Annotated in this window: 23 protein-coding genes and 1 tRNA gene; 11 read left to right on the plus strand and 13 right to left on the minus strand. The window is 64.3% G+C overall.

All coding sequences use genetic code 11. The features are described 5' to 3' along the window. Window positions 1-49: 49 nt before the first annotated feature. The 3 genes from NLM31_RS37585 (at window position 50) to NLM31_RS37595 (ending at window position 2,354) form a co-directional block, all read left to right on the plus strand. Window positions 50-1,264, plus strand: coding sequence for a sensor domain-containing diguanylate cyclase (locus tag NLM31_RS37585; RefSeq protein WP_254195507.1), 1,215 nt, complete (start codon window positions 50-52; stop codon window positions 1,262-1,264). 173 nt (window positions 1,265-1,437) lie between these two features. Further along, window positions 1,438-1,938, plus strand: a complete 501-nt coding sequence (locus NLM31_RS37590; protein ID WP_254134198.1) for a hypothetical protein — start codon at window positions 1,438-1,440, stop codon at window positions 1,936-1,938. Between the two features lie 11 nt (window positions 1,939-1,949). Beyond that, window positions 1,950-2,354 carry a hypothetical protein gene (locus NLM31_RS37595; protein WP_254134199.1) on the plus strand — a complete coding sequence of 135 codons (405 nt, stop codon included), beginning with the start codon at window positions 1,950-1,952 and terminating at the stop codon, window positions 2,352-2,354. A 3-nt stretch (window positions 2,355-2,357) separates the two neighbouring features. Here the strand turns inward: NLM31_RS37595 and NLM31_RS37600 are convergent, their stop codons facing one another. Next, on the minus strand, window positions 2,358-2,957 hold the full coding sequence (locus tag NLM31_RS37600; protein WP_254134200.1) for a TetR family transcriptional regulator: 600 nt from the start codon (window positions 2,955-2,957) through the stop codon (window positions 2,358-2,360). A gap of 164 nt (window positions 2,958-3,121) precedes the next feature. Here NLM31_RS37600 and NLM31_RS37605 point away from each other — a divergent pair, with 164 nt between their 5' ends. Together NLM31_RS37605 and NLM31_RS37610 are read left to right on the plus strand one after the other, a co-directional pair. Then, window positions 3,122-3,499, plus strand: coding sequence for a tautomerase family protein (locus tag NLM31_RS37605; RefSeq protein WP_254134201.1), 378 nt, complete (start codon window positions 3,122-3,124; stop codon window positions 3,497-3,499). A gap of 119 nt (window positions 3,500-3,618) precedes the next feature. Then, the gene (locus tag NLM31_RS37610) at window positions 3,619-4,014 is read left to right on the plus strand and encodes a GFA family protein (RefSeq protein ID WP_254134202.1); all 396 of its coding nucleotides are present in this window, start codon (window positions 3,619-3,621) and stop codon (window positions 4,012-4,014) included. Window positions 4,015-4,017: 3 nt separating this feature from the next. On the opposite strand, the gene NLM31_RS37615 is transcribed toward NLM31_RS37610, so the two are convergent. The 4 genes from NLM31_RS37615 to NLM31_RS37630 form a co-directional block, all read right to left on the minus strand. After that, a complete protein-coding gene (locus tag NLM31_RS37615) occupies window positions 4,018-4,887 on the minus strand; it encodes a DUF1989 domain-containing protein (RefSeq protein WP_254195508.1) in 870 nt (289 codons plus the stop codon). 76 nt (window positions 4,888-4,963) lie between these two features. Next, the gene (locus NLM31_RS37620; RefSeq protein ID WP_254195509.1) at window positions 4,964-5,890 is read right to left on the minus strand and encodes a GTP-binding protein; all 927 of its coding nucleotides are present in this window, start codon (window positions 5,888-5,890) and stop codon (window positions 4,964-4,966) included. A gap of 3 nt (window positions 5,891-5,893) precedes the next feature. Further along, window positions 5,894-7,384 (minus strand): amidohydrolase family protein, encoded by a 1,491-nt coding sequence (locus tag NLM31_RS37625; protein ID WP_254195510.1) that lies wholly within the window; start codon window positions 7,382-7,384, stop codon window positions 5,894-5,896. A gap of 144 nt (window positions 7,385-7,528) precedes the next feature. Next, entirely contained in the window at window positions 7,529-8,488 is a 960-nt protein-coding gene (locus NLM31_RS37630) for an AraC family transcriptional regulator (protein WP_254195511.1), read from the minus strand. A 135-nt stretch (window positions 8,489-8,623) separates the two neighbouring features. On the opposite strand from NLM31_RS37630, the gene NLM31_RS37635 reads away from it, so the two are divergent. Both NLM31_RS37635 and NLM31_RS37640 read left to right on the plus strand, forming a co-directional pair. Next, entirely contained in the window at window positions 8,624-9,160 is a 537-nt protein-coding gene (locus NLM31_RS37635; protein WP_254195512.1) for a carboxymuconolactone decarboxylase family protein, read from the plus strand. Between the two features lie 50 nt (window positions 9,161-9,210). Then, window positions 9,211-9,708, plus strand: a complete 498-nt coding sequence (locus NLM31_RS37640; RefSeq protein ID WP_375143659.1) for a YkgB family protein — start codon at window positions 9,211-9,213, stop codon at window positions 9,706-9,708. A gap of 56 nt (window positions 9,709-9,764) precedes the next feature. On the opposite strand, the gene NLM31_RS37645 is transcribed toward NLM31_RS37640, so the two are convergent. The 4 genes from NLM31_RS37645 to NLM31_RS37660 form a co-directional block, all read right to left on the minus strand. Continuing rightward, window positions 9,765-9,977, minus strand: a complete 213-nt coding sequence (locus tag NLM31_RS37645; protein ID WP_254195513.1) for a hypothetical protein — start codon at window positions 9,975-9,977, stop codon at window positions 9,765-9,767. Between the two features lie 137 nt (window positions 9,978-10,114). Then, entirely contained in the window at window positions 10,115-10,648 is a 534-nt protein-coding gene (locus NLM31_RS37650) for a 2'-5' RNA ligase family protein (RefSeq protein ID WP_254195514.1), read from the minus strand. A gap of 59 nt (window positions 10,649-10,707) precedes the next feature. Beyond that, window positions 10,708-10,782: transfer RNA gene (locus NLM31_RS37655), tRNA-Glu, on the minus strand. Between the two features lie 56 nt (window positions 10,783-10,838). After that, complete coding sequence (locus tag NLM31_RS37660) at window positions 10,839-11,183, minus strand: hypothetical protein (protein WP_254195515.1); 345 nt, start codon at window positions 11,181-11,183, stop codon at window positions 10,839-10,841. Here NLM31_RS37660 and NLM31_RS37665 point away from each other — a divergent pair. The 4 genes from NLM31_RS37665 (at window position 11,182) to NLM31_RS37680 (ending at window position 14,503) form a co-directional block, all read left to right on the plus strand. Next, on the plus strand, window positions 11,182-12,189 hold the full coding sequence (locus NLM31_RS37665; protein WP_254134255.1) for an RluA family pseudouridine synthase: 1,008 nt from the start codon (window positions 11,182-11,184) through the stop codon (window positions 12,187-12,189). The two genes, NLM31_RS37660 and NLM31_RS37665, sit on opposite strands and share 2 nt — an antisense overlap. 219 nt (window positions 12,190-12,408) lie before the next feature. Next, the gene (gene rpoH / locus NLM31_RS37670; protein ID WP_234683649.1) at window positions 12,409-13,308 is read left to right on the plus strand and encodes an RNA polymerase sigma factor RpoH; all 900 of its coding nucleotides are present in this window, start codon (window positions 12,409-12,411) and stop codon (window positions 13,306-13,308) included. A gap of 185 nt (window positions 13,309-13,493) precedes the next feature. Beyond that, complete coding sequence (locus NLM31_RS37675; RefSeq protein WP_254195516.1) at window positions 13,494-13,835, plus strand: hypothetical protein; 342 nt, start codon at window positions 13,494-13,496, stop codon at window positions 13,833-13,835. A gap of 320 nt (window positions 13,836-14,155) precedes the next feature. Beyond that, complete coding sequence (locus tag NLM31_RS37680) at window positions 14,156-14,503, plus strand: hypothetical protein (protein ID WP_254195517.1); 348 nt, start codon at window positions 14,156-14,158, stop codon at window positions 14,501-14,503. 78 nt (window positions 14,504-14,581) lie between these two features. Here the strand turns inward: NLM31_RS37680 and NLM31_RS37685 are convergent, their stop codons facing one another. The 4 genes from NLM31_RS37685 to NLM31_RS37700 all read right to left on the minus strand — a co-directional run bounded on the left by NLM31_RS37685 (window position 14,582) and on the right by NLM31_RS37700 (window position 18,103). Next, window positions 14,582-15,202: a peptidoglycan recognition family protein gene (locus tag NLM31_RS37685; RefSeq protein WP_254195518.1), complete on the minus strand. Its 621-nt coding sequence runs from the start codon at window positions 15,200-15,202 to the stop codon at window positions 14,582-14,584. Window positions 15,203-15,240: 38 nt separating this feature from the next. After that, complete coding sequence (locus tag NLM31_RS37690) at window positions 15,241-16,443, minus strand: GGDEF domain-containing protein (RefSeq protein WP_254195519.1); 1,203 nt, start codon at window positions 16,441-16,443, stop codon at window positions 15,241-15,243. A gap of 584 nt (window positions 16,444-17,027) precedes the next feature. Continuing rightward, window positions 17,028-17,639 carry a LysE family translocator gene (locus NLM31_RS37695; RefSeq protein ID WP_254134260.1) on the minus strand — a complete coding sequence of 204 codons (612 nt, stop codon included), beginning with the start codon at window positions 17,637-17,639 and terminating at the stop codon, window positions 17,028-17,030. Window positions 17,640-17,728: 89 nt separating this feature from the next. Beyond that, on the minus strand, window positions 17,729-18,103 hold the full coding sequence (locus tag NLM31_RS37700; protein ID WP_254134261.1) for a response regulator: 375 nt from the start codon (window positions 18,101-18,103) through the stop codon (window positions 17,729-17,731). Between the last annotated feature and the right edge of the window lie 18 nt (window positions 18,104-18,121).

Genomic DNA, 18,121 nt, shown 5'->3' on the forward strand with positions numbered 1-18,121 from the left:
TTTGGCGTTAATCGGCCCGCGCATAGCTGCGCCACCGGAGCCAGACACAATGCCAATCACGCCCACCATCGAAGCCCGCCGCCTCGACACGCTCGCGTCGCTCGACATTCTCGACACGCCGAAGGAGCCCGCGTTCGATCGCCTGACGGCGCTGAGCAAGCGGATTTTTGGCGTGTCGATGTCGACGCTGACGCTGATCGACGGACACCGGCAATGGTTCAAGGCCGAGGTCGGCATGGCTGATCGCGAGACCGATCGCCGCCCGGCGCTGTGCAGCCTCGCCATCGCGCAGGATACCCCCCTCGTCATTCCCGACACCTACGAGGATCCCCGCGTCACCGACAATGTCTTCGTCCGCGGACATCCGTTCATCCGTTTCTATGCCGGCGTGCAGCTCAAGATCTCCGGCGTCAACATCGGCACGCTCTGTGTGATGGATACAAAGCCGCGCGAGTTCGAGGCGGGGGAGCTCGCGGTTCTGGTTGATCTCGCAGCGATCGCGGTCGACGAGCTGCTGCTGCGCAATCTCAGCATGCAGGACAATCTGACCGGCGCGCTGTCGCGCCGCGCCTTCCGTGCAGAAGCGCAGCGCCTGTCGTCGCTCGCCAACCGGCACCATCACAAGCTGACGCTCGCCGTGCTCGACGTCGATCACTTCAAGCAGGTCAACGATCGCCACGGTCACGCCGCCGGCGATGCCGTGCTGGCGTCGATCATCGCGACCTGCCGCAACAATCTGCGCGGCTCCGACATCATCGGCCGCATCGGCGGCGAGGAGTTCGCCGTTCTGCTGCCGCACACCGATCTTGCCGGCGCCATGACGACGCTGGAGAAGGTGCGCCTGGCCATCGCGGCCGAGAGCGTCGACACGCCCTGCGGCCCGGTCCCGGTAACCTGCAGCTTCGGTGCCGCATCGCTGCTTCCCGGCCAGCATTTCGACGACGCCCTGCACAACGCCGATCTCGCGATGTATTCCGCCAAGAGTGCCGGCCGCAATCGTGTGATCGCCTGGGTCGATGCCGCGCCGTCGATCTCTCCCGCGCGCCGGCGGGTGTTCAAGGCCGGCCAGATCACCTTCAACGCAGGCCGCTCGACCTTCGACTGCACGGTGCGCACGCTGGCGGACGACGAGGCCACGATCGAGGTGATCTCGACCGCCGACATCCCCGAGCAGTTCAAGCTCGCGATCGCCAGCGATGGACTTTCGCGCGCCTGCCGCATGCTCTCCAAGTCGGACAACAAGATCGACGTCGCGTTCGTGTAAGCGCACTTTAGAATTCATCGATAGTTGGCGACTGCATTGGAATCGCTCCAGACAAGGAGCTTCCGATGCGTGCGCGTTTCTAGAAGACCTCGATATCGGCCTTCCCGGCGTTGACTTGCACGCGCCCCTGGCAGAACGATCGGCGCAAGGCGCGGCCATTTGCCAGAGGCTCCATGTATCAATCGACAGACACCAGGACGCTTGACCTTCCGGCGCTGAGCGCGGGCGAGCGGCTCTTCATCTGGGGATTTCGCGCGAAGGCGCGAAGCGGGACAGCAGTGCCGACCGCGGCCGACATCCAGCAGGTCTACGACCATTTTCGCGTCGGCGATGCCGTGCTCTCTCTCGAGGCCATCATCGAGATCTTTGCGTGCACGGCGCATACGGCCATCGAAGTGCATTGCCCCACTTGCCCGAAGATGTCGGAGAGCGAGCACGGAATTCTGCACGCGATCGCAGCGGCGCAAGAGGAGCGCATCGATATCGCGCGCGAGCAGTTCGAGAGCTGGCTGCCTCCCGTCGGCGCGGATTGGGCGCTCGCCCCCGTCAGGGGACTTGCGACGATCTTCCGCATGGCCGGTCTCATCCTGCCGGATCGGCAGTTTCGGACGCCCAACGTCGAACGGACGATGGCGATGAAGAGCTGGTTCGTCGGAAGCCCGACATTGCACTGACGAGGTTGGTCATGATGCAGGACAATCCGCGAAGCATGGAAGGCTGCGATGATTTCTGCCGCACCGCGCTCTCGCTGTTCCGGTTCATCGGGGCAGCCTATGCGACCGGCGCGTCCGATTGCTGGGAGGCCGCCTATCGCTTCGCCGACGAGGCACCCGGCATTTCCGACAGCCCGCTGCTGGTCGCCCGCGTGGCCGCGCTGGTCAGAATCCTGCGCAGCGGACGTCCCTGCGATCTTTGCTTCATGCCGCCGTCGTGCCGGCGGCTGTCAAAGGACGAGGCGGAATTGATGCGGCTCCTGGCCGTTGCGCGCCGCAGGGAGCCAGGCGAGCTCAAGACCGCCGTCGGCCAGCTGGTCGGGATCGAGCAGGAGAGCGCGGCCACGCAGGCCGTCAACGCGCTCGCATTCTGCTGAGGCCTAGCGAGCGCCCTTGCCGAGCACGAGATCGATGCTGTGGGCCGCGATCTTGCGCAGTTGCGGCTCGTCACCGAACGCACGCTCGAGCACCGCAAGACCGCGCGTGACCGTGACGATGTGCAGCGCTGCGGCCGCCGGGTTGCCGCTGAACTCGCCGCGCTCGGCGCCCGCCGACAAGGTGTCCTCGACCAGCGCGGTGATGCGCGATACCAGGTTCGCAAAAGCGCGCCGCGCCTCTTCGTCGAGCCCCTGGCCTTCGGCGGCGCCGAGCTCCATCAGCCCCCGCGTCGTCGGACATCCGCGCGGCGGCGAGCCTGAGCGGAAATTGGCGATGGTCAGATCGAAGAACGCGGTGAGCCGTTTGCGCAATGAGCCCGTGCCGAGCGCCTTCTGCAGGGCGACGAGATAGTCGCCGGCGTAACGCTCATAGGCCTGAAGGAACAACGCCTCCTTGCTGCCGAACGCATTGTAGAGGCTGCCGCGTTGAACGCCGGCATCGCGCGCGATGTCGGACAGCGAGGAGCCGCGCACGCCCTTGCGCCAGAACTGATCGAACGCGATGCGCAGGACGTCGTCGTGGTCGAATTCGCGCGGCCTCACATCATGCTCCTTGTCGGCGCATATTTGACACGACGTCAAAAACATGCTTTCTGGACATCGTGTCAAAAATAAAATGAGATTGATAGCCCGTTTCGTCAATGGGCTGAACGGCCGGCGCTTGCATGCGCCCTGGCCGGTCGCGGCCACATGCAAGGGACCAGTTGATGCCTCTGCTTCACATCTCCATGCGGGCCGGAAAGCCGGACGCCTATCGGCAGGCGATCCTCGACGGCCTTTACCGCGCGATGCGCGAGGCGTTGAACGTGCCCGAGGGTGACGAGTTCATGACCATCAGCGAGTTGTCGCCTGCAAACTTCCGCTGTGGCGATGCCTATGGCGTCAAGCGCAGCGACGACGCCATTCTGATCCAGATCACCGTATTCGCCTCACGAACGCCCGAGCAGAAGAAGGCGCTGTACCGCCGGATCGCAGAACTGCTGGGCGACAATCCCGGCATCCGCCCCGAAGACGTCTTCGTCAACGTGCTCGATGCTCCCGCGGAGAACTGGTCCGTCGGCCACGGCATCGCGCAATTCGCTTGAGCGTGCCGGACCTGCCGCCCTCTTGAGAATTGCCGCCCGGAAGGGTCTGATGAGCGGCGGAGCCAGCCTCCGCCAGCCATCGCTCCGATCAACGCGGGCGCATAAGCGGAGGGGACGACATGACCGCATTCCGGGGAAGCTGCTTGTGCGGCGAGGTCGCCTTCGAGGTCGAGGGTCCGTTCGATCGTTTCCTCAACTGCCATTGCTCCCGCTGCCGCAAGGCGACCGGGACCGCACATGCATGCGAGGTGATCGTCAAGGCGAGCGCACTGCGTTGGCTGCGCGGCGAAGCATCCGTCACACGCTACGATCTGCCCAACGCGCGCAGTTTTGCCACCGCGTTCTGCAGGACCTGCGGCAGCCCGATGCCGCATCTCACACGCAGCGGACGCGAGGCGATCATTCATGCCGGCGCGTTCGACGAGCCGCTGGGCGCGACACCCGACCGTCACGTCCAGTGGACGTCGCGTGCGGAGTGGTATGTGCACGGGGATCGGCTGCCTGTGGAAGATTAAAGCTCAGCTTCCCGCATGCACGCCGTGGTGACGGTGATACGCACTCGGCGCTGGCCAGGCCCAGCCATTGAGCGTCGCTCGATCCGGCTCGAAGATCTCGATCTTGAGCGGATGGCACGCTGCGACATCGCTGGAATGGGTTGCGCTACAGTCCCCACCGGGACAGGCCGACAACACTCCGAGCAGGTCGATCTCCGCGAAAAACTCGATGAAGTCGTCGGGGCGGACCGGACTTGCCTTCATAAAATACTGGTGTGTGTCCTGCGTGAAGCCGGTGCACATGAAGACGTTGAGCACATCGTGGACATGATGCTCCACCGCGGCCGGATCGAGCTTCAATTCGGCGGCCAGCGCGCGGGACAGGTTGGAGTGACAGCAGAAATCGTACGTCGTGCCGTTCAGCATCAGATTGGTGTAGGGATCGCAGCGCGTGCCGATGACATCGTGAATGCCGGCACCATCCGCGTCGAAACCGTACCAGCCCAGCGTATCGTGACTGATGGTCGCCATCGGCCGAAGATAAGGCATCGTGCTCCAGAGCCGGTCACCGAGGCCGACATGCGTGCCATGAAGCGCCCGCGTCTTGCCGCTGAAGAAACGTTCGGCGAGATCGCCCCCGTTCCAGAGATTGAGGTCGCCGACCTGTGGGCCTTCGATGCTGACGATGCGGAAGAACTGGCCGTGCGCCACGCGAAATGGCCTCGCATCGCGCGGCGGCACGATGATCTCGCGCGTTTTGACCATCGTCTGCCGCGCGGCTTCGAGCGTCGCCATATCCGGCCCGGTCATCGTCCCGGCCGGATAGACGATGGCCGGCTTGGCAGCGCGGCGTGAAGCTGCATCGGCAGGGGCGGATGGAACATTTGAGGGCATGGTTCGACCTCGGATCAACGCGGCAAGAGGGCCTGCGACGGCTGACAACGGGAGCGATCAAGTCTATCGCCTGACTTCACCCGGCTGCAACACACGCCGCCATGGTCTCGTCGAGCTCGGCTTTCGTTAGCACCCCGAGTTCGGCGATGAAGACGATCCGTGCCCGCGGCACGTCTTCGCTCGGCGGTTCACCCGGCGCGAGTGTCGCGCGGCCGCCGGCGAACTGAAACACCGTCAGACGTCCGGGCTGCTCAACCGTCTCGAACAGCCCCTTTGCGCGCGCAAGCTTCGGCGCGAGCTTGCCGATCGCCTGCTGCAGACGCGGCAGCGAGAGCGGCCGATCGGAGGTCCAGCTCAGCGTCTCGAAGCGTTCTTCGGCCGGTCGTTTCGGCCCCGGCTCGCGCGCCGCAGGCGCACGATCGCTCGCGGGAAACAGCAGCGCGGATGGAAGCTCGCCGTACTTCGCATCGACCACCAATGCGGGCACACGCTGCGCGCGGATGGCTTCGCGCATTCGCGCGCCCGCGCCTTCGTCCGCCAGGTCCAGCTTGCTCAACGCCACGATGTCGGCGACGCGCAGCTGCGAGCGCTGCAGGGCGTCATCGAGGGCAGAAGGCGGCGTGGCCGCGTCCATCACACAAAGCACCGTCTCCAGCGGCGCTTCGCGCAGGATGACCGGGTCCATGAGATTGCGGACGATGTCGGCGGGGTCGGCGACACCGCTGGTCTCGATGACGATATACTCCGGCCTCGGATCGCGCCGCAGCAGCGTCGACAGCGTGCGCAACAGATCGCCTTCGAGCGAGCAGCAGATACAGCCATTGGCGAGGCTGACCACGCCGTCGTTCGCGCCCGCGATCAGCTCCGCATCGATGTTGATCGCACCGAAGTCGTTGACCACGGCGGCAATCCGCCGCCCCTCGGCATGCGCCAGCAGATGATTGACGACCGTGGTCTTGCCTGCCCCCAGAAAGCCCGTCACCAGCAGAATGGGGACCGGCATGGATCAGCCCCCGACGACGGGGCGGCGCACGGGCTTTCCGGGCCGCGCGGCGACATCCAGCAGGCCGTCAGCGATCAACGGTTGACCGCTGACGATCAAGTGCCGCACGCCTTCCGACGGACGGTTCATCGCCGTGAATGTCGCGCGATCCGAAAGCTTCTCGTAGTCGAACACCACGATGTCGGCATCGGCATCCTTCGCCAGCCGGCCCTTGGTGCGCATCGCGGGCGTGCTCTGCGACAGAATCTCTGCAGGGATCAGCGCGCATTTGCGCACGCCTTCCAGCAGCGACACGGTCTTGCGCTCGCGCACCCATTCGCGGATGAACTTCGTGAAGCAGCCGGCCGAGCGCGGATGCGAGGTGGCATCGTCGGGCAGCGGCCAGGCATCGCCGGTGTAGGTCTTGCCGTCCGACGTCGTCCACGGCATCGCGTCGGAGGCGATCGCACCGCCGGGATAGAGCACCGACATGTCGAGCAGATCGCGGTGATGCGCATTGTGCTCGGTGTCGAGGATGTGCCAGAGCACCAGCGAGGACGGATCTTCGGCCTGCGCCTTCAAGAGCTCCTCGCGATCGTGGAAGCGATAGCCATCGGTCACGCGCTGCACGGAATCGTAGCCGGTGCCATTGCGCTCGACGAACTGCGGATCGCTGAAGAACGCCGCCGCCAGCACGGTCGAACCGGTGCCGTAGGGGTAAGCCTCGACCGTGATGGGCAGGCCCTGCGCCTGTGCCTTCTCGATCAGCACGCGACAGCGTTCGATGTCGGTCTTGCTCGACGAGTTGAAGTGGCAGATGTGCATGTGCGCGCCGGTCGCGCCGGCATAGCCGATCAGGCGAATATAGGCCTCCGCCGCGCTTTCGGGGTCGATCCGCGACATATAGGCGACGTGGGTGAAGGTCGGCACGTCCAGCCTGGCCGCGAGCTGGCACACCGCCGTCAGCTCCTGCACGCCGGCGCCCGGCGCATAGGCGTTCAAGATGCCGATGCCGATGCCGCCCTCGTTCAGTCCGCACCCGAGGCGCTCGAGAATGCCGGCGACCTCCGCATCGGTCGCAACATTGTCCATCCAGCGGCGATCACGCATGGCGTTGCCGAACGCCTCCAGCGAACTTTCCGCGTTGGAGCCCGTCATCGCGCCGATGCGCGCGAAGGCCCAGTTGGTGGCAGCGCCGTAGTTCAGCACGCGGCCCTTTCGGGCCTGGCGCTCGTACCAGGAGCCGACCGGCAGCACGCCGGCCTCGAGATCGAGCGTCGTCGTCACGCCGTCGAACGCCTGCATGCGGTCGGCGGGGATCGACTGGCCGTGGGCGTGCAGATCGATGAAGCCGGGCGCGACCACGAGGCCGGTGGCATCGATCACCCGCTCGGCGCCGCCAAGCGAGGAGCCGACCGCGGCGATCTTGCCGTCCACCACTGCCACATCGCCAACGGCGTCCATTCCGCTCGCCGGATCCACCACCCGGCCGCCAGAGATCACCAAACCGCTCATATCGTCACTCCGCCAAGCAAATCACCCCAACCTCCGAAGGTCCGGCAGCAGCTCCGGAGGCATTCGGGGGTATAGAGACAGATTTTCGAGACGACGACCACCGCCACGGATGCCGATGCATCATGCTGGAGCAGCCGAACCGGATTAAGGTGCGGGTCTTTCAGGAACGTCCCTTCCAGATTCCTGGCTTTTGCGCCACTGTGCCGGCGTGACGCCCATGTGGTTTTTGAAGGCGCGCTGGAACGCCGCTTCGGATTGATAACCGACAGCTTCCGCCACGGCGCCGGTTGACGATGAAGATTTTTTCAGCTCGTTCGCTGCGAGCGCCATCCGGATATCGGTCAGGAGATCTGCGGCTGAACGCCCGAGCTTCTCCTGGAATTGCCGCACGAGCGTGGCGCGCGACATGCCGCACAGACGCGCCAGCTCGGGCAGCGACCATGCGCGCGCCGGCTCTTTGAACAGAGCGGCCACCGCTGGTGCAAGGCGCGGATGACCGGCCAGGGCAAGCAGTCCCCGCGGCGCATCGTCTGTGAGGCTGGCGAGCCGCAGCACCAACGCGAACATCGCACTCGACAGCGCGTTCAACATCGCGCGGCCGCCGAGACGATCGTCCGCGGACTCGCGACGCATCAAGGCGACGAGGCCAGCAAGTTGACCCGCCGTGTCTCCGTCGCCAGCGTCAGCGCCGGCATGGACGACGAGGCGCGGCGGCAAATAGCTGCGCAGCAGGCGGTCGTGCGGCGGCGCGATGGCAAAATGTCCGCACAACAGATCGAGCCGTTCTCCCGAGCCGGGAGTTTCGCTGATCGTGAAATTGAGCGACGCGCGATTGCGCGCCGGCAGCGGCACCGCCCCGCTGCCGTCGTGCATGACGTGTCGGCCATTACCGGGAAGCAGCAGGATGTCGCCGCGCTCGAGCTTCAGCGGCCGCCCGCCGGCCGGATCGTCCAGCACGGCCGAGCCGGCCAGCACGGCATGATACGGAATTTCGTTCGGCTCGCCCGGTCCCTGATCAATGCGCCATGGCGCGCCGTAGGCGCAGCGCAGGTCGAGCCGCCCACGCACGGGCATCATCTCGAACAGCCGGCTGAGCCAATCCATCACGGCCTCTCCCGAGCCCGTCTCATCACGATACTATTGAGCATATAATCGAGATTTACCGACATTCAAAGTATCAATATCGACCCCTATTGTCACTCCGCAATCGTTCAACAACCCGAACCAAGGAGTGCCAACATGTCCCGTCTTTCCGTTCCCAATCTCGAAACCGCGACCGGCGCAACCGCTGAAATCTATGGTCAGATCAAGAAGGCGATTGGCAGCGTGCCAAACACCTTTGCCGCGATCGGCGCCTATGCGCCGGATGCGCTCAAGGCCGTTCTGCTCGCCGACAGCGTGCTCGCTTCGGGGTCGCTATCGAAGCGCGACCAGGAAACCGTCAAGCTCGTCATCTCGGAAGTCGCCGGTTGCGATTACTGCGTCGCCGCACACAGCCTGCTCGGCAAGCTCGCGGGCCTGAAGCCCGAAGAATTGAAGAATATCCGCGAGCGCCGGGCGACCGGCGACGACAAGCGCGATGCGCTCGCCCGCTTCGTCCGCAAGCTCGCGCAATCCAGCGGCACCGTCAGCGACGACGACTTCGCTGCCATCAAGGCTGCCGGTTACACCGACAGGCAACTGGTGGAGATCAGCCTGGCGTTCGCGACCACCGTCTTCACCAACGTGTTCAACCGCATCAACGACACCGAGATCGACTTCCCCGCGATCGCGTGAAGCGACCGCCCAGTCAGATCTTGAATGAAAGGATCACGACAATGACCGCGATGATCGGCAACATGCAAAATCCGTTTGTCCGCGCGCTGCAAAACTCCGGCCTGCTTGCGGAAGATCTCGACTACCACGTCGTCCGGGCCTCGATGGTGATCATGTTTCTCTTCTTCGGCTATCAAAAATGGTTTCCGTACGAGTTCGAAAGACTGGTCCCGTTTATCAGCAACGGGCCGCTGATCTGGTGGCTCTATCCCGTCTTCGGTCACGCTGGCGCAAGCTACTTCCTCGGCGCCTCGGAGTGGACGTTCGGGACGCTGCTGCTCGCGGGCTTCTGGGACAAACGGCTCGGCGTCGTCGGCGCCCTCGGCTCGACCGGCACCTTCATCGCGACGGTCACGATCATTCCGTTCATGCCGGATGGCTGGGATGTCGCTGCGGGAGGATTCCCGGCTATGACGGGCAACGTCCCCTTCCTGATGAAGGACGTCGTTCTGCTGGCGGTGTCGTTCTATCTGCTGAGGCAGGACGTGGTTCGGCTGATCCGGGAATGAGGTTTGGAATCAACGTGCAAAACCTCCGGACCCGAGGGCCCGGAGGTCGCAGCTTCTCAGTTCTGCCTGTGAATGGTGATGTTGATGTGGCTGTTGCCCAGAGCAGAGGCCACTGCGTTCTCGGCTGCGGCGAATTCCGAGCCAACCCACTTTGCGGCCGCAACCGCTTCATGCTTGATCCAGCCCCACAGCCCAGCTGCAGCAATGCCGTCGAGTTCGTCGATGGACAGCTCGCGGTTTTCAAAGCCGGTATCGTCAGAGCGTTTCATATTGGTCTCCAGTTGGTGACGCGGGCCATCCCGCGATCACGAACAGGATGCACGCATGCGCCGAAGACAGCTGTGATGAGAATCACCTCGATCGCGACAGGTGAAAAATGATCGCCCGGTCGTGACGCGATAACCAACTACGACGCCAATCTCCGCTCGGCGACGATCCGCACGGGCGGGAACACAACGCAATCCACCACGTCGAACATCACTTCGATGCTGCGATCGAACGCCCGCGCAAAGGCGATGGCATCGTTGCGCCGTTCGTCGGCGATGGCCGTGCCGAGCGTACAATGCGGGACCCATGCGCCGGGCCGGTAATGAGGACGACAATGTGCTGGATCGATTGCCGCGCTGACAGCGCCATGGATGCGAGCCAGAACCTCGTCGACCGCCGGCTCCGCCCAGAGCACAAGCGGAGAGCCTTCGAACCACCGAATGCGCTTGAAATGGATGCGCAGTTGCGTTTCGCCGGCTACGGCTGCCTGCATGGCGTCCCATGCGGCCTCTTCGTCGATCGCGGGCCCGTCATAGATCGCAAATGTAAAATGCGGACGGTAGCCGAGCGCACGCATCGACGGCGTGGCCTCGAACGCGCCAACCTGATCCCACAGCCGCTCGATCTCGTCCGCTGAACTGTTGTCGGCGCGAATGTTGATCGCCAAGGCCACAGGCTCACCCCGCGGGAGGAACAACCAAATCGAGACGGAGGGGTGGTGACTTCGAGAAATGGCGCTCCCTAGGGGAATCGAACCCCTGTTTCAGCCTTGAGAGGGCCGCGTCCTAACCGCTAGACGAAGGGAGCGTGAGGGCTAGCCAATAGCCTCGAAATTTGTCGGCCGCAAGGACTGAACTGCCGTTTTACGGCTCATTGGCAAATTTCAGCTTTCCGGCCGGCCTCAAGGTGTGCGCATCGAAGGTTCGGATCTCGATGACACCGCCGATATCGAGAGTGACCACGAGGCGGTCGCCGGCCACGCCGGTGGAGACGATTTTTGCGCCCTTCGGCAGGGTGGCCGTGATGTCGCTCAATGGCTCAGCTGCCCTTCCCTCCGACCTGAAAAGGCGGTAGCCCACCGCGATCAGGACGGCGCAGATGGCCAGCGCCGAGGTCAACCCCGCGATCAGCATCATCCGCCGCACCCGCGCAAACAGCGCGGCCTGCTCGGGGGTCGGTTCGGGAACAGCGGTATCAGACGTCGTCATGGATAGCTCAGGCTCAGCGCAACGGTTGGAGGTCACGGTCGAAGGCGACGAGGGCTCGGCCCGGCTCGACCGCGTGCTGGCGGCGCGCCTTCCCGACCTGTCGCGATCAAGGCTCAAAGCCCTGATTTTGGCCGGCGCGGTGAGCCTGAAGGCCACCGAGGTCCGCGACCCCGCTTATCACGTCGCATCCGGCGATACGATCATAATCGACGTGCCGGAGGCGGCCCCGCCGGAGCCGAAGGGCGAGGATATCGCCCTCGATATCGTATTCGAGGACGACGACATCGTCGTCATCAACAAACCGAAGGGGCTGGTGGTGCACCCCGCCGCCGGGCACGAGACGGGTACGTTGGTGAATGCGCTGATTGCCCATTGCGGAGGCTCGCTGTCGGGCATCGGCGGCGTGCGCCGGCCCGGCATCGTGCACCGACTGGACAAGGACACCACCGGACTGATGGTGGTGGCCAAGAACGACTTGGCGCATGCTTCGCTGACCGCCCAATTCGCCGACCACGGCCGCACCGGGCCGATGCGGCGCGGCTATATGGCTTTCGCCTGGGGACTGCCCGGCCGGCATCGCGGCACAATCGACGCGCCGATCGACCGTCACCCCCATGCGCGAGAGAAGATGGCGGTGCGCCAGGGCGGCCGCGAGGCGGTGACGCATTGGGAGCTGCTGGAAAGTTTTGCGGGCCGCGACGGCAAGCCGATCGCGGGGCTGCTGGCCTGCGAGCTCGAGACCGGGCGCACCCATCAGATCCGCGTCCACCTCGCCCATATCGGCCACCCCCTGATGGGCGACGCGGTCTATGGCCCGCATTTCAAAACGAAGGCGAACCAGCTTGGCCCCGAGTCGCAAGCGGCTTTAACGGCGCTTGGGCGGCAGGCCTTGCATGCTTATTTGCTGGTACTCGAACACCCCCGAACCGGAGAACTTCTTCACTGGGAGGCGAGCCTGCCGGAGGATTTGCTTCTCTTGGAAGGCGCTCTGAAAGCGGCGCTATGACGCAGGGGCTTTGAGAAAACCCTTACCTTACAAAAAGTTATAGCTGCCACACGGGGACGTGACGTCAGCAATCCTTCCCTTTTTGACCCCCGATGGGGTATATTGCGCCTGCGTTGGAAATGACCAACGCGGAACATCGCAGCTACGGCCGGCTTTAACCAAGCGGTCGTCTGCCTGGCCCGCCGCTATCGGGGGCCTGAACCTTTGGAGGGCTTAACAATGGCCCGTACCGCTGCTCTGCCGGTCCTCAATGGAGAATCCGGCCTTTCCCGCTACCTCGGCGAAATCCGCAAGTTCCCGATGCTGGAACCCCAGCAGGAGTACATGCTCGCCAAGCGTTGGCGCGAACACGATGATCGCGACGCTGCACACCAACTCGTCACCAGCCATCTCCGGCTCGTGGCCAAGATCGCCATGGGCTATCGCGGCTACGGCTTGCCGATCTCCGAGGTCGTCTCGGAAGGCAATGTCGGCCTGATGCAGGCGGTGAAGCGTTTCGAGCCCGAGAAGGGCTTCCGTCTCGCCACCTACGCGATGTGGTGGATCAAGGCGTCGATTCAAGAGTACATCCTGCGTTCCTGGTCGCTCGTGAAGATGGGCACCACCGCGAACCAGAAGAAGCTGTTCTTCAACCTGCGCAAGGCGAAGAGCAAGATCAACGCACTGGACGAGGGCGATCTCCGCCCCGACCAGGTGAAGATCATTGCCAAGCGTCTCGGCGTCACCGATCAGGACGTGATCGACATGAACCGCCGCCTCGGTGGCGACGCGTCGCTCAATGCTCCGATCCGCGACGACGGCGAAGCCGGCGAATGGCAGGACTGGCTGGTCGACAATTCGCCCAACCAGGAAGCCCTGCTGGCCGAGCACGAGGAGTATGACGAACGCCGGGACGCGCTAAACGGCGCCATGGGCGTGCTCAACCCGCGCGAACGCCGCATCTTCGAGGCCCGCCGCCTCGCCGATGAGCCGATGACGCTGGAAGACCTTGCTGCCGAGTTCGGCGTGTCGCGCGAGCGCGTCCGCCAGATCGAGGTCCGCGCCTTCGAGAAGGTGCAGTCCGCGGTCAAGGGCACGATCGCAAGGGCCGAACAGGCCGCGCTGGAAGCCGCTCACTAACCGAGGGCTTTCGCGACCCACGAATTGGCGGATCGAGACAAGACAAAAGCCGGCGGCAACGCCGGCTTTTTTTGTTGTGTGTGAGCTGCAGCATGGTCGCGGGGCACGCCGGCGGGCATCTTGAACGCACGCGACGGGTCAACCGACCCAATCTTGTCGGGCCTCATCCAGAGAACGGACACACCGTGTCGATCATCCTGCAATCCACCGTCGGCGGCTTCTCCGCCCAGTTCATGCGCAAGCTGCCGCTGGTCGAGCAGGCGATGCGCGACCACGGGCTCGATCCCAGTGAGTTCGTGATCTCCAAGGACTATGCCTCGACCGCGACGATCCCGATCATGGGCCCGTTCTTCTTCAATTACAGCGTCTATTTCGGCGAGGAGACATTCACCGTCACCGAGCCGAACGACATGGTGTTTCTGGACTACTTCCTCAAACGCGTACTCGCCGCAGACGAGTCGCCGGAATTGCCGGAGCAGCCGGGACTGATCCGGCGCTTCTTCGGCTGGATGGCGCAGCCGGTGTAGGCCTGTCATTTCGGCGCGCAACGATCACTCCAATCAATCTCGCTTGTCGCAGCACGCCTGCTGGTGTATGTGCTGCCGCCCCGGCGCGGCGTCGCGCCTTTTTTTGTTCAGCGCTTTCGAGGGAGGCGGCATGATTTGTAGATCGATACGTTCCGACCGCAGCCCATCTCTGATCGGCAGCCGGTCCTGAGCTGAACGCGGCTTTCGCGGCCGCTTCCCATTCATCCATCTGGTTACGAGGGGCGTGACGCAACAATGCGTCGCGCCGTGTCGTCATGTATTTGCGGTTCGTTACACCGCTCATCCACCCGGACAGCCGCGTGGAGAGCGGCTTCTTTCGCGCGTCCTGGTACATCCAGCGCAACAACTGTCCGGACTGGATCCGGCACGAACTCTCGGACCAGTTCACCTGGTTCGCGGAGCATCTGCCGCTGCCCGGGCGCATCGCACGGCACTTCAAGCGGCGCGATTCGATCTGGGGCATCTGCTGGTTCGATCCCAGGGCACGCGAGGCCGTCAGCCGCGCGCGCTACTGCGCCTGGCTGCTCGAGGAAGGTGGCTTGCCGGTGCGCGTGATCACGACCTCACGCCAGCGCGAGGTGATCTGGCGCGATGCGCACCAGATTGTCACGAAGCCTGCGGCCGATCTTCCCAAGGCATTTCCTTGAACAGGGGAAGGCTCGGTCGGCCCAGGGATGACGATGCTGTCGGGCACCGGAGGTTTTCGAACTCCGGTGCCCGCTAGATCACTCGCCCCAGGTCCGCGCCAGCGTCGCGAGCCAGCAGCCTTCGCAATAGCGGGCGTCTTTGAAGTCGATCCAGTTGTGGGCGTAAACGTGGTCGAGCGGGATGTCGTAACGCGCGCGCAGGACCTGGACCAGGATCTTCCAGGCCGCGACCTGTGCCGCCGTCGGTCCGATCGTAACATCGGGATAGTTGCCGGCGAACTCGACGCCGATCGAATTGTCGCGCACGACCTGATGATAGGTCACGCTGTTGTCGATGTATTTGTTGTCGTTGCGGTTGGCGCCGTCGGTGTGGGTCGGCACCAGATTGTCCGCGACCGACCAGTAGACCGTACCATCGGTCTCGACCCAGACCATCACGCCGCGCCGGGTCGGGTTCTTCGACTGCTCTTGCGCGCCGCCGCGCGCCGAGCCGGTCGGCCCTTCGGTCTGATGCACGATGATATTGCGCCAGGCATGAGCGTTGGCGACATCGCCCCATGGCGCGAGCCAGACGATCTTCAACCCGGGAATGTCGGGCGTGCCGGTGCTGCGCGCGAGCCTTGTGAGCTCGGCGTCCATTGCGGCGGCGGGAGCGATCAGAACGGCGGCGAGAATTGCCGCGACAAGGCGGGACAGCATTACGGGGATCCAACAAGAGACCCCGAGCCTAGCAGGATTCAGGCGAATTTGCGCGCGGCTTCGACCGGCTCGGGCGAGAGTGGCGGGGCGGGATCATAGACCGCAAAATCGTTCTTGCCGTTCTTCTTGGCGGCATAGAGGGCATGGTCGGCATGGGCGATCAGCCGATCCGGGAATTGGCCGATGCCGCGGTCCCACTCCGCAACGCCGATCGAGATCGCGATCGGGATGTCGTTGCCGGCGCAGCCGGCGGCATCCTGGCGGCAGACCTCGAGGATGCGGCGGGCGATCAGCGCGCCCTCGCGCATGGAGGAGGACGGCAGCACGACGCAGAACTCGTCGCCGCCGGTGCGGGCGAGCATGTCGCCGGGCCGCAGCCGCGTCTGCGCCATCAGGGTGAAGTGCTGAAGGCAGGCATCGCCCGCGGCATGCCCATAGGTGTCGTTGATGGTCTTGAAGCCGTCGAGATCGATCACCAACAGCGAGAACGGCTCGCCGCTGCGCTCCGAGCGGGCGCATTCTTCCGACAACCGCTGCAACAGATGGCGGCGGTTGGCGACGCCGGTGAGATCGTCGAGCAGCGCGAGGTCGGCGACCTCGTTGCGCAAGCGGTCCATCGCCATCAGCAGGAAACCGAAATTGAGCGTCATCGACAGGAAGAGCAGCACCAGCACCATGACAGCGTGGGTCTGGCCGCCCGCCCTCGCCGAGAAATCGTAACCGAGCATGTTGCCGATCGCGCGTATCACGAAGATCCCGATGATGCTGAGGATCACGATGCCCGACAGCCGCGCCCCGGGGCTGACGCGGCCTTCGGGCGGCGACAACAACAGCCGCAGCGACAGCACCAGCGGCAGGCCTTGCCCCATCGTGTAGAAGAGCATGCGCAGCTGCATCTGGTCGAAACCGACCATGAAGACCACGACGCCGGCGAGGCTCAGGATCCCCGTCGTCAGCATAAGGCGCAGATGCACCGGCCGGTCGTAGAAGCGCTGAATGCCCATGGCCGCGAGGCAGCTCGCCGCCATGATGCCGGCGGCCCCGAACACAAGCGGGATGGGAGAATCGACGAACAGGCGGACCAGCGCCGTCAGCGAGCCGGCGGCGCCGACGAAGGCCGACGCCATCCAGTACCGTGCAGCCTCGAATTTCGGATAGGAGCGCGTCACATAGGCCCAGATCAGGCCGAGCGCCGAGAAGTTGACGACGAAGACCATCCAAAGTGTCGGTACGTTCAGCATGGCGCCCGCGATACGCGCAGCGTCCCGCCCCCTGTCACTGGCAGAAACTCGTCCATGACCCGTCCCCGTGTTCTTGCGGAGGATCATGCGCGGATTGCGCTTAACGGAACCTCACTTCGTTCGTCCAAAACGCGCCCTTGGTTTTGGATTCATGAACGACGCGTCTCGATTATCAGATCGTTAGGCACGTCGCCGGCGTGCATCGCGGTCGCGTCGACACGCTCTGCGATGCGGATTCGTGGCCCGAAATCACCCAAAAATGCATCTGAGCTGTGGATAACGTAATGACACAGATGTGACAGCGCGGGGCATGGACGCGCGAATCTGCTGAGTTCGTCATCGAGGATTTTGCGAGGCTGGCCCTCCGCCGAGCGTTCCTCGTGTCGCGTTTCACCATTAACCCTTAAGAGGATCCTATGGCTAAGAAAGCGAAGAAGGCGAAGAAGGCGACGAAGAAGAAGGCCAAGAAGGCTGCGAAGAAGAAGTAACGCAGCTTCTTTTGATTTCGCCCGGGTGGAGCCTCGCTCTGCCCGGGCTCCGGATAAGTCTGAAAGACGCGGGCGCAAGGCCCGCTTTTTTATTGGCTACCGCTCGGCGAACGCGAGCTTGGCGCCAAGCAGCGCAAAGCCTGCGGCAAAGGAGCGGCGCAGCCAGGCCATCACGCCGGGACGGGAGATGACGCGCTCGCGCACGGACGCCGCGCAGAGGCCATAGACGACGAACACGACAAAGGTCATGGCCATGAAGGCGCCGCTCAATTCCAGCATCCGCGCCAGCACGGACGCCTCGTCCGCCGCGATGAACTGCGGCAGGAAGGCGAGGAAGAAGATCGAGAGCTTCGGGTTCAGGATGTTGATCAGGAAGCCGGTGACGATGACCCGGCCGCTGGAGCGCTCCTTGATCTCGCCGTCGACCGCAAGCGCACCTGTCTCGCGCAGCGCCTGCCAGGACATGTAGAGCAGATAGGCCACGCCGCACCATTTCAGCGCGGCAAAGGCGAGCGCGCTGGTGTGCAGCACGGCGGCGAGCCCGAGCATCGCCGCGACCATGTGCGGCACGATCCCGAGCGTGCAGCCGAAAGCCGCCGCCACGCTGGCGCGCGAGCCGCGGGTCAACGCCGCAGCCAGGGTGTAGAGCACGCCGGTGCCGGGCGAGGCGACGACGATGAGCGAGGTGAGCAGGAAGGACCAGGACATGCCTTGTCCCTAGCACCCCTGCCGTTTGCCGAGAAGTCACGACCCGGTCAGCCACGCCGCCGGACAGGAAACCGAAGCGCGAACGCGCCTCAGTTCAGCTGGGCGATCTCGGCTTCGCGCAGGACGTCGAGCGGCGCCCAGGGCTTGGCCCAGAATTTTGCGCCGTCAGGCAGTGGCTGCCTCAGGGGGCGGCCGGACGTGACGACGACGTCGAGCTTCGGATTGCGGTCCTTGGCGACGTGCGCGAGCTCGACGCCGTTCATGCGGCCGGCGAGCTGCACGTCGGTCAGCATCAGGCAGAGTGCGCCGGCGCTCTTGTCCAGCACTCGCTCGGCGGCCTCCGCACTCTCGCACTGGATGACCTGATACCCGCTTTCTTCGAGCAGCAGACTGAGCATCTCCCGCTGCATGGCGTCGTCTTCGACGATGAGGGCTGTGGCCGTAAACGGTTTGGATTGTCCCATCGGTGGCTCCCAATGCTG

Source organism: Bradyrhizobium sp. CCGUVB4N (assembly GCF_024199945.1).
Lineage (GTDB): Bacteria > Pseudomonadota > Alphaproteobacteria > Rhizobiales > Xanthobacteraceae > Bradyrhizobium.

Coding starts and splice junctions, on each gene's coding strand:
- NLM31_RS37585 (WP_254195507.1), top strand. CDS start 50: ATGCCAATCACGCCCACCATCGAAGCCCGCCGCCTCGACACGCTCGCG.
- NLM31_RS37590 (WP_254134198.1), top strand. CDS start 1,438: ATGTATCAATCGACAGACACCAGGACGCTTGACCTTCCGGCGCTGAGC.
- NLM31_RS37595 (WP_254134199.1), top strand. CDS start 1,950: ATGATGCAGGACAATCCGCGAAGCATGGAAGGCTGCGATGATTTCTGC.
- NLM31_RS37605 (WP_254134201.1), top strand. CDS start 3,122: ATGCCTCTGCTTCACATCTCCATGCGGGCCGGAAAGCCGGACGCCTAT.
- NLM31_RS37610 (WP_254134202.1), top strand. CDS start 3,619: ATGACCGCATTCCGGGGAAGCTGCTTGTGCGGCGAGGTCGCCTTCGAG.
- NLM31_RS37615 (WP_254195508.1), bottom strand. CDS start 4,887: ATGCCCTCAAATGTTCCATCCGCCCCTGCCGATGCAGCTTCACGCCGC.
- NLM31_RS37620 (WP_254195509.1), bottom strand. CDS start 5,890: ATGCCGGTCCCCATTCTGCTGGTGACGGGCTTTCTGGGGGCAGGCAAG.
- NLM31_RS37625 (WP_254195510.1), bottom strand. CDS start 7,384: ATGAGCGGTTTGGTGATCTCTGGCGGCCGGGTGGTGGATCCGGCGAGC.
- NLM31_RS37630 (WP_254195511.1), bottom strand. CDS start 8,488: ATGGATTGGCTCAGCCGGCTGTTCGAGATGATGCCCGTGCGTGGGCGG.
- NLM31_RS37635 (WP_254195512.1), top strand. CDS start 8,624: ATGTCCCGTCTTTCCGTTCCCAATCTCGAAACCGCGACCGGCGCAACC.
- NLM31_RS37640 (WP_375143659.1), top strand. CDS start 9,211: ATGATCGGCAACATGCAAAATCCGTTTGTCCGCGCGCTGCAAAACTCC.
- NLM31_RS37645 (WP_254195513.1), bottom strand. CDS start 9,977: ATGAAACGCTCTGACGATACCGGCTTTGAAAACCGCGAGCTGTCCATC.
- NLM31_RS37665 (WP_254134255.1), top strand. CDS start 11,182: ATGGATAGCTCAGGCTCAGCGCAACGGTTGGAGGTCACGGTCGAAGGC.
- NLM31_RS37660 (WP_254195515.1), bottom strand. CDS start 11,183: ATGACGACGTCTGATACCGCTGTTCCCGAACCGACCCCCGAGCAGGCC.
- rpoH (WP_234683649.1), top strand. CDS start 12,409: ATGGCCCGTACCGCTGCTCTGCCGGTCCTCAATGGAGAATCCGGCCTT.
- NLM31_RS37685 (WP_254195518.1), bottom strand. CDS start 15,202: ATGCTGTCCCGCCTTGTCGCGGCAATTCTCGCCGCCGTTCTGATCGCT.
- NLM31_RS37690 (WP_254195519.1), bottom strand. CDS start 16,443: ATGCTGAACGTACCGACACTTTGGATGGTCTTCGTCGTCAACTTCTCG.
- NLM31_RS37695 (WP_254134260.1), bottom strand. CDS start 17,639: ATGTCCTGGTCCTTCCTGCTCACCTCGCTCATCGTCGTCGCCTCGCCC.
- NLM31_RS37700 (WP_254134261.1), bottom strand. CDS start 18,103: ATGGGACAATCCAAACCGTTTACGGCCACAGCCCTCATCGTCGAAGAC.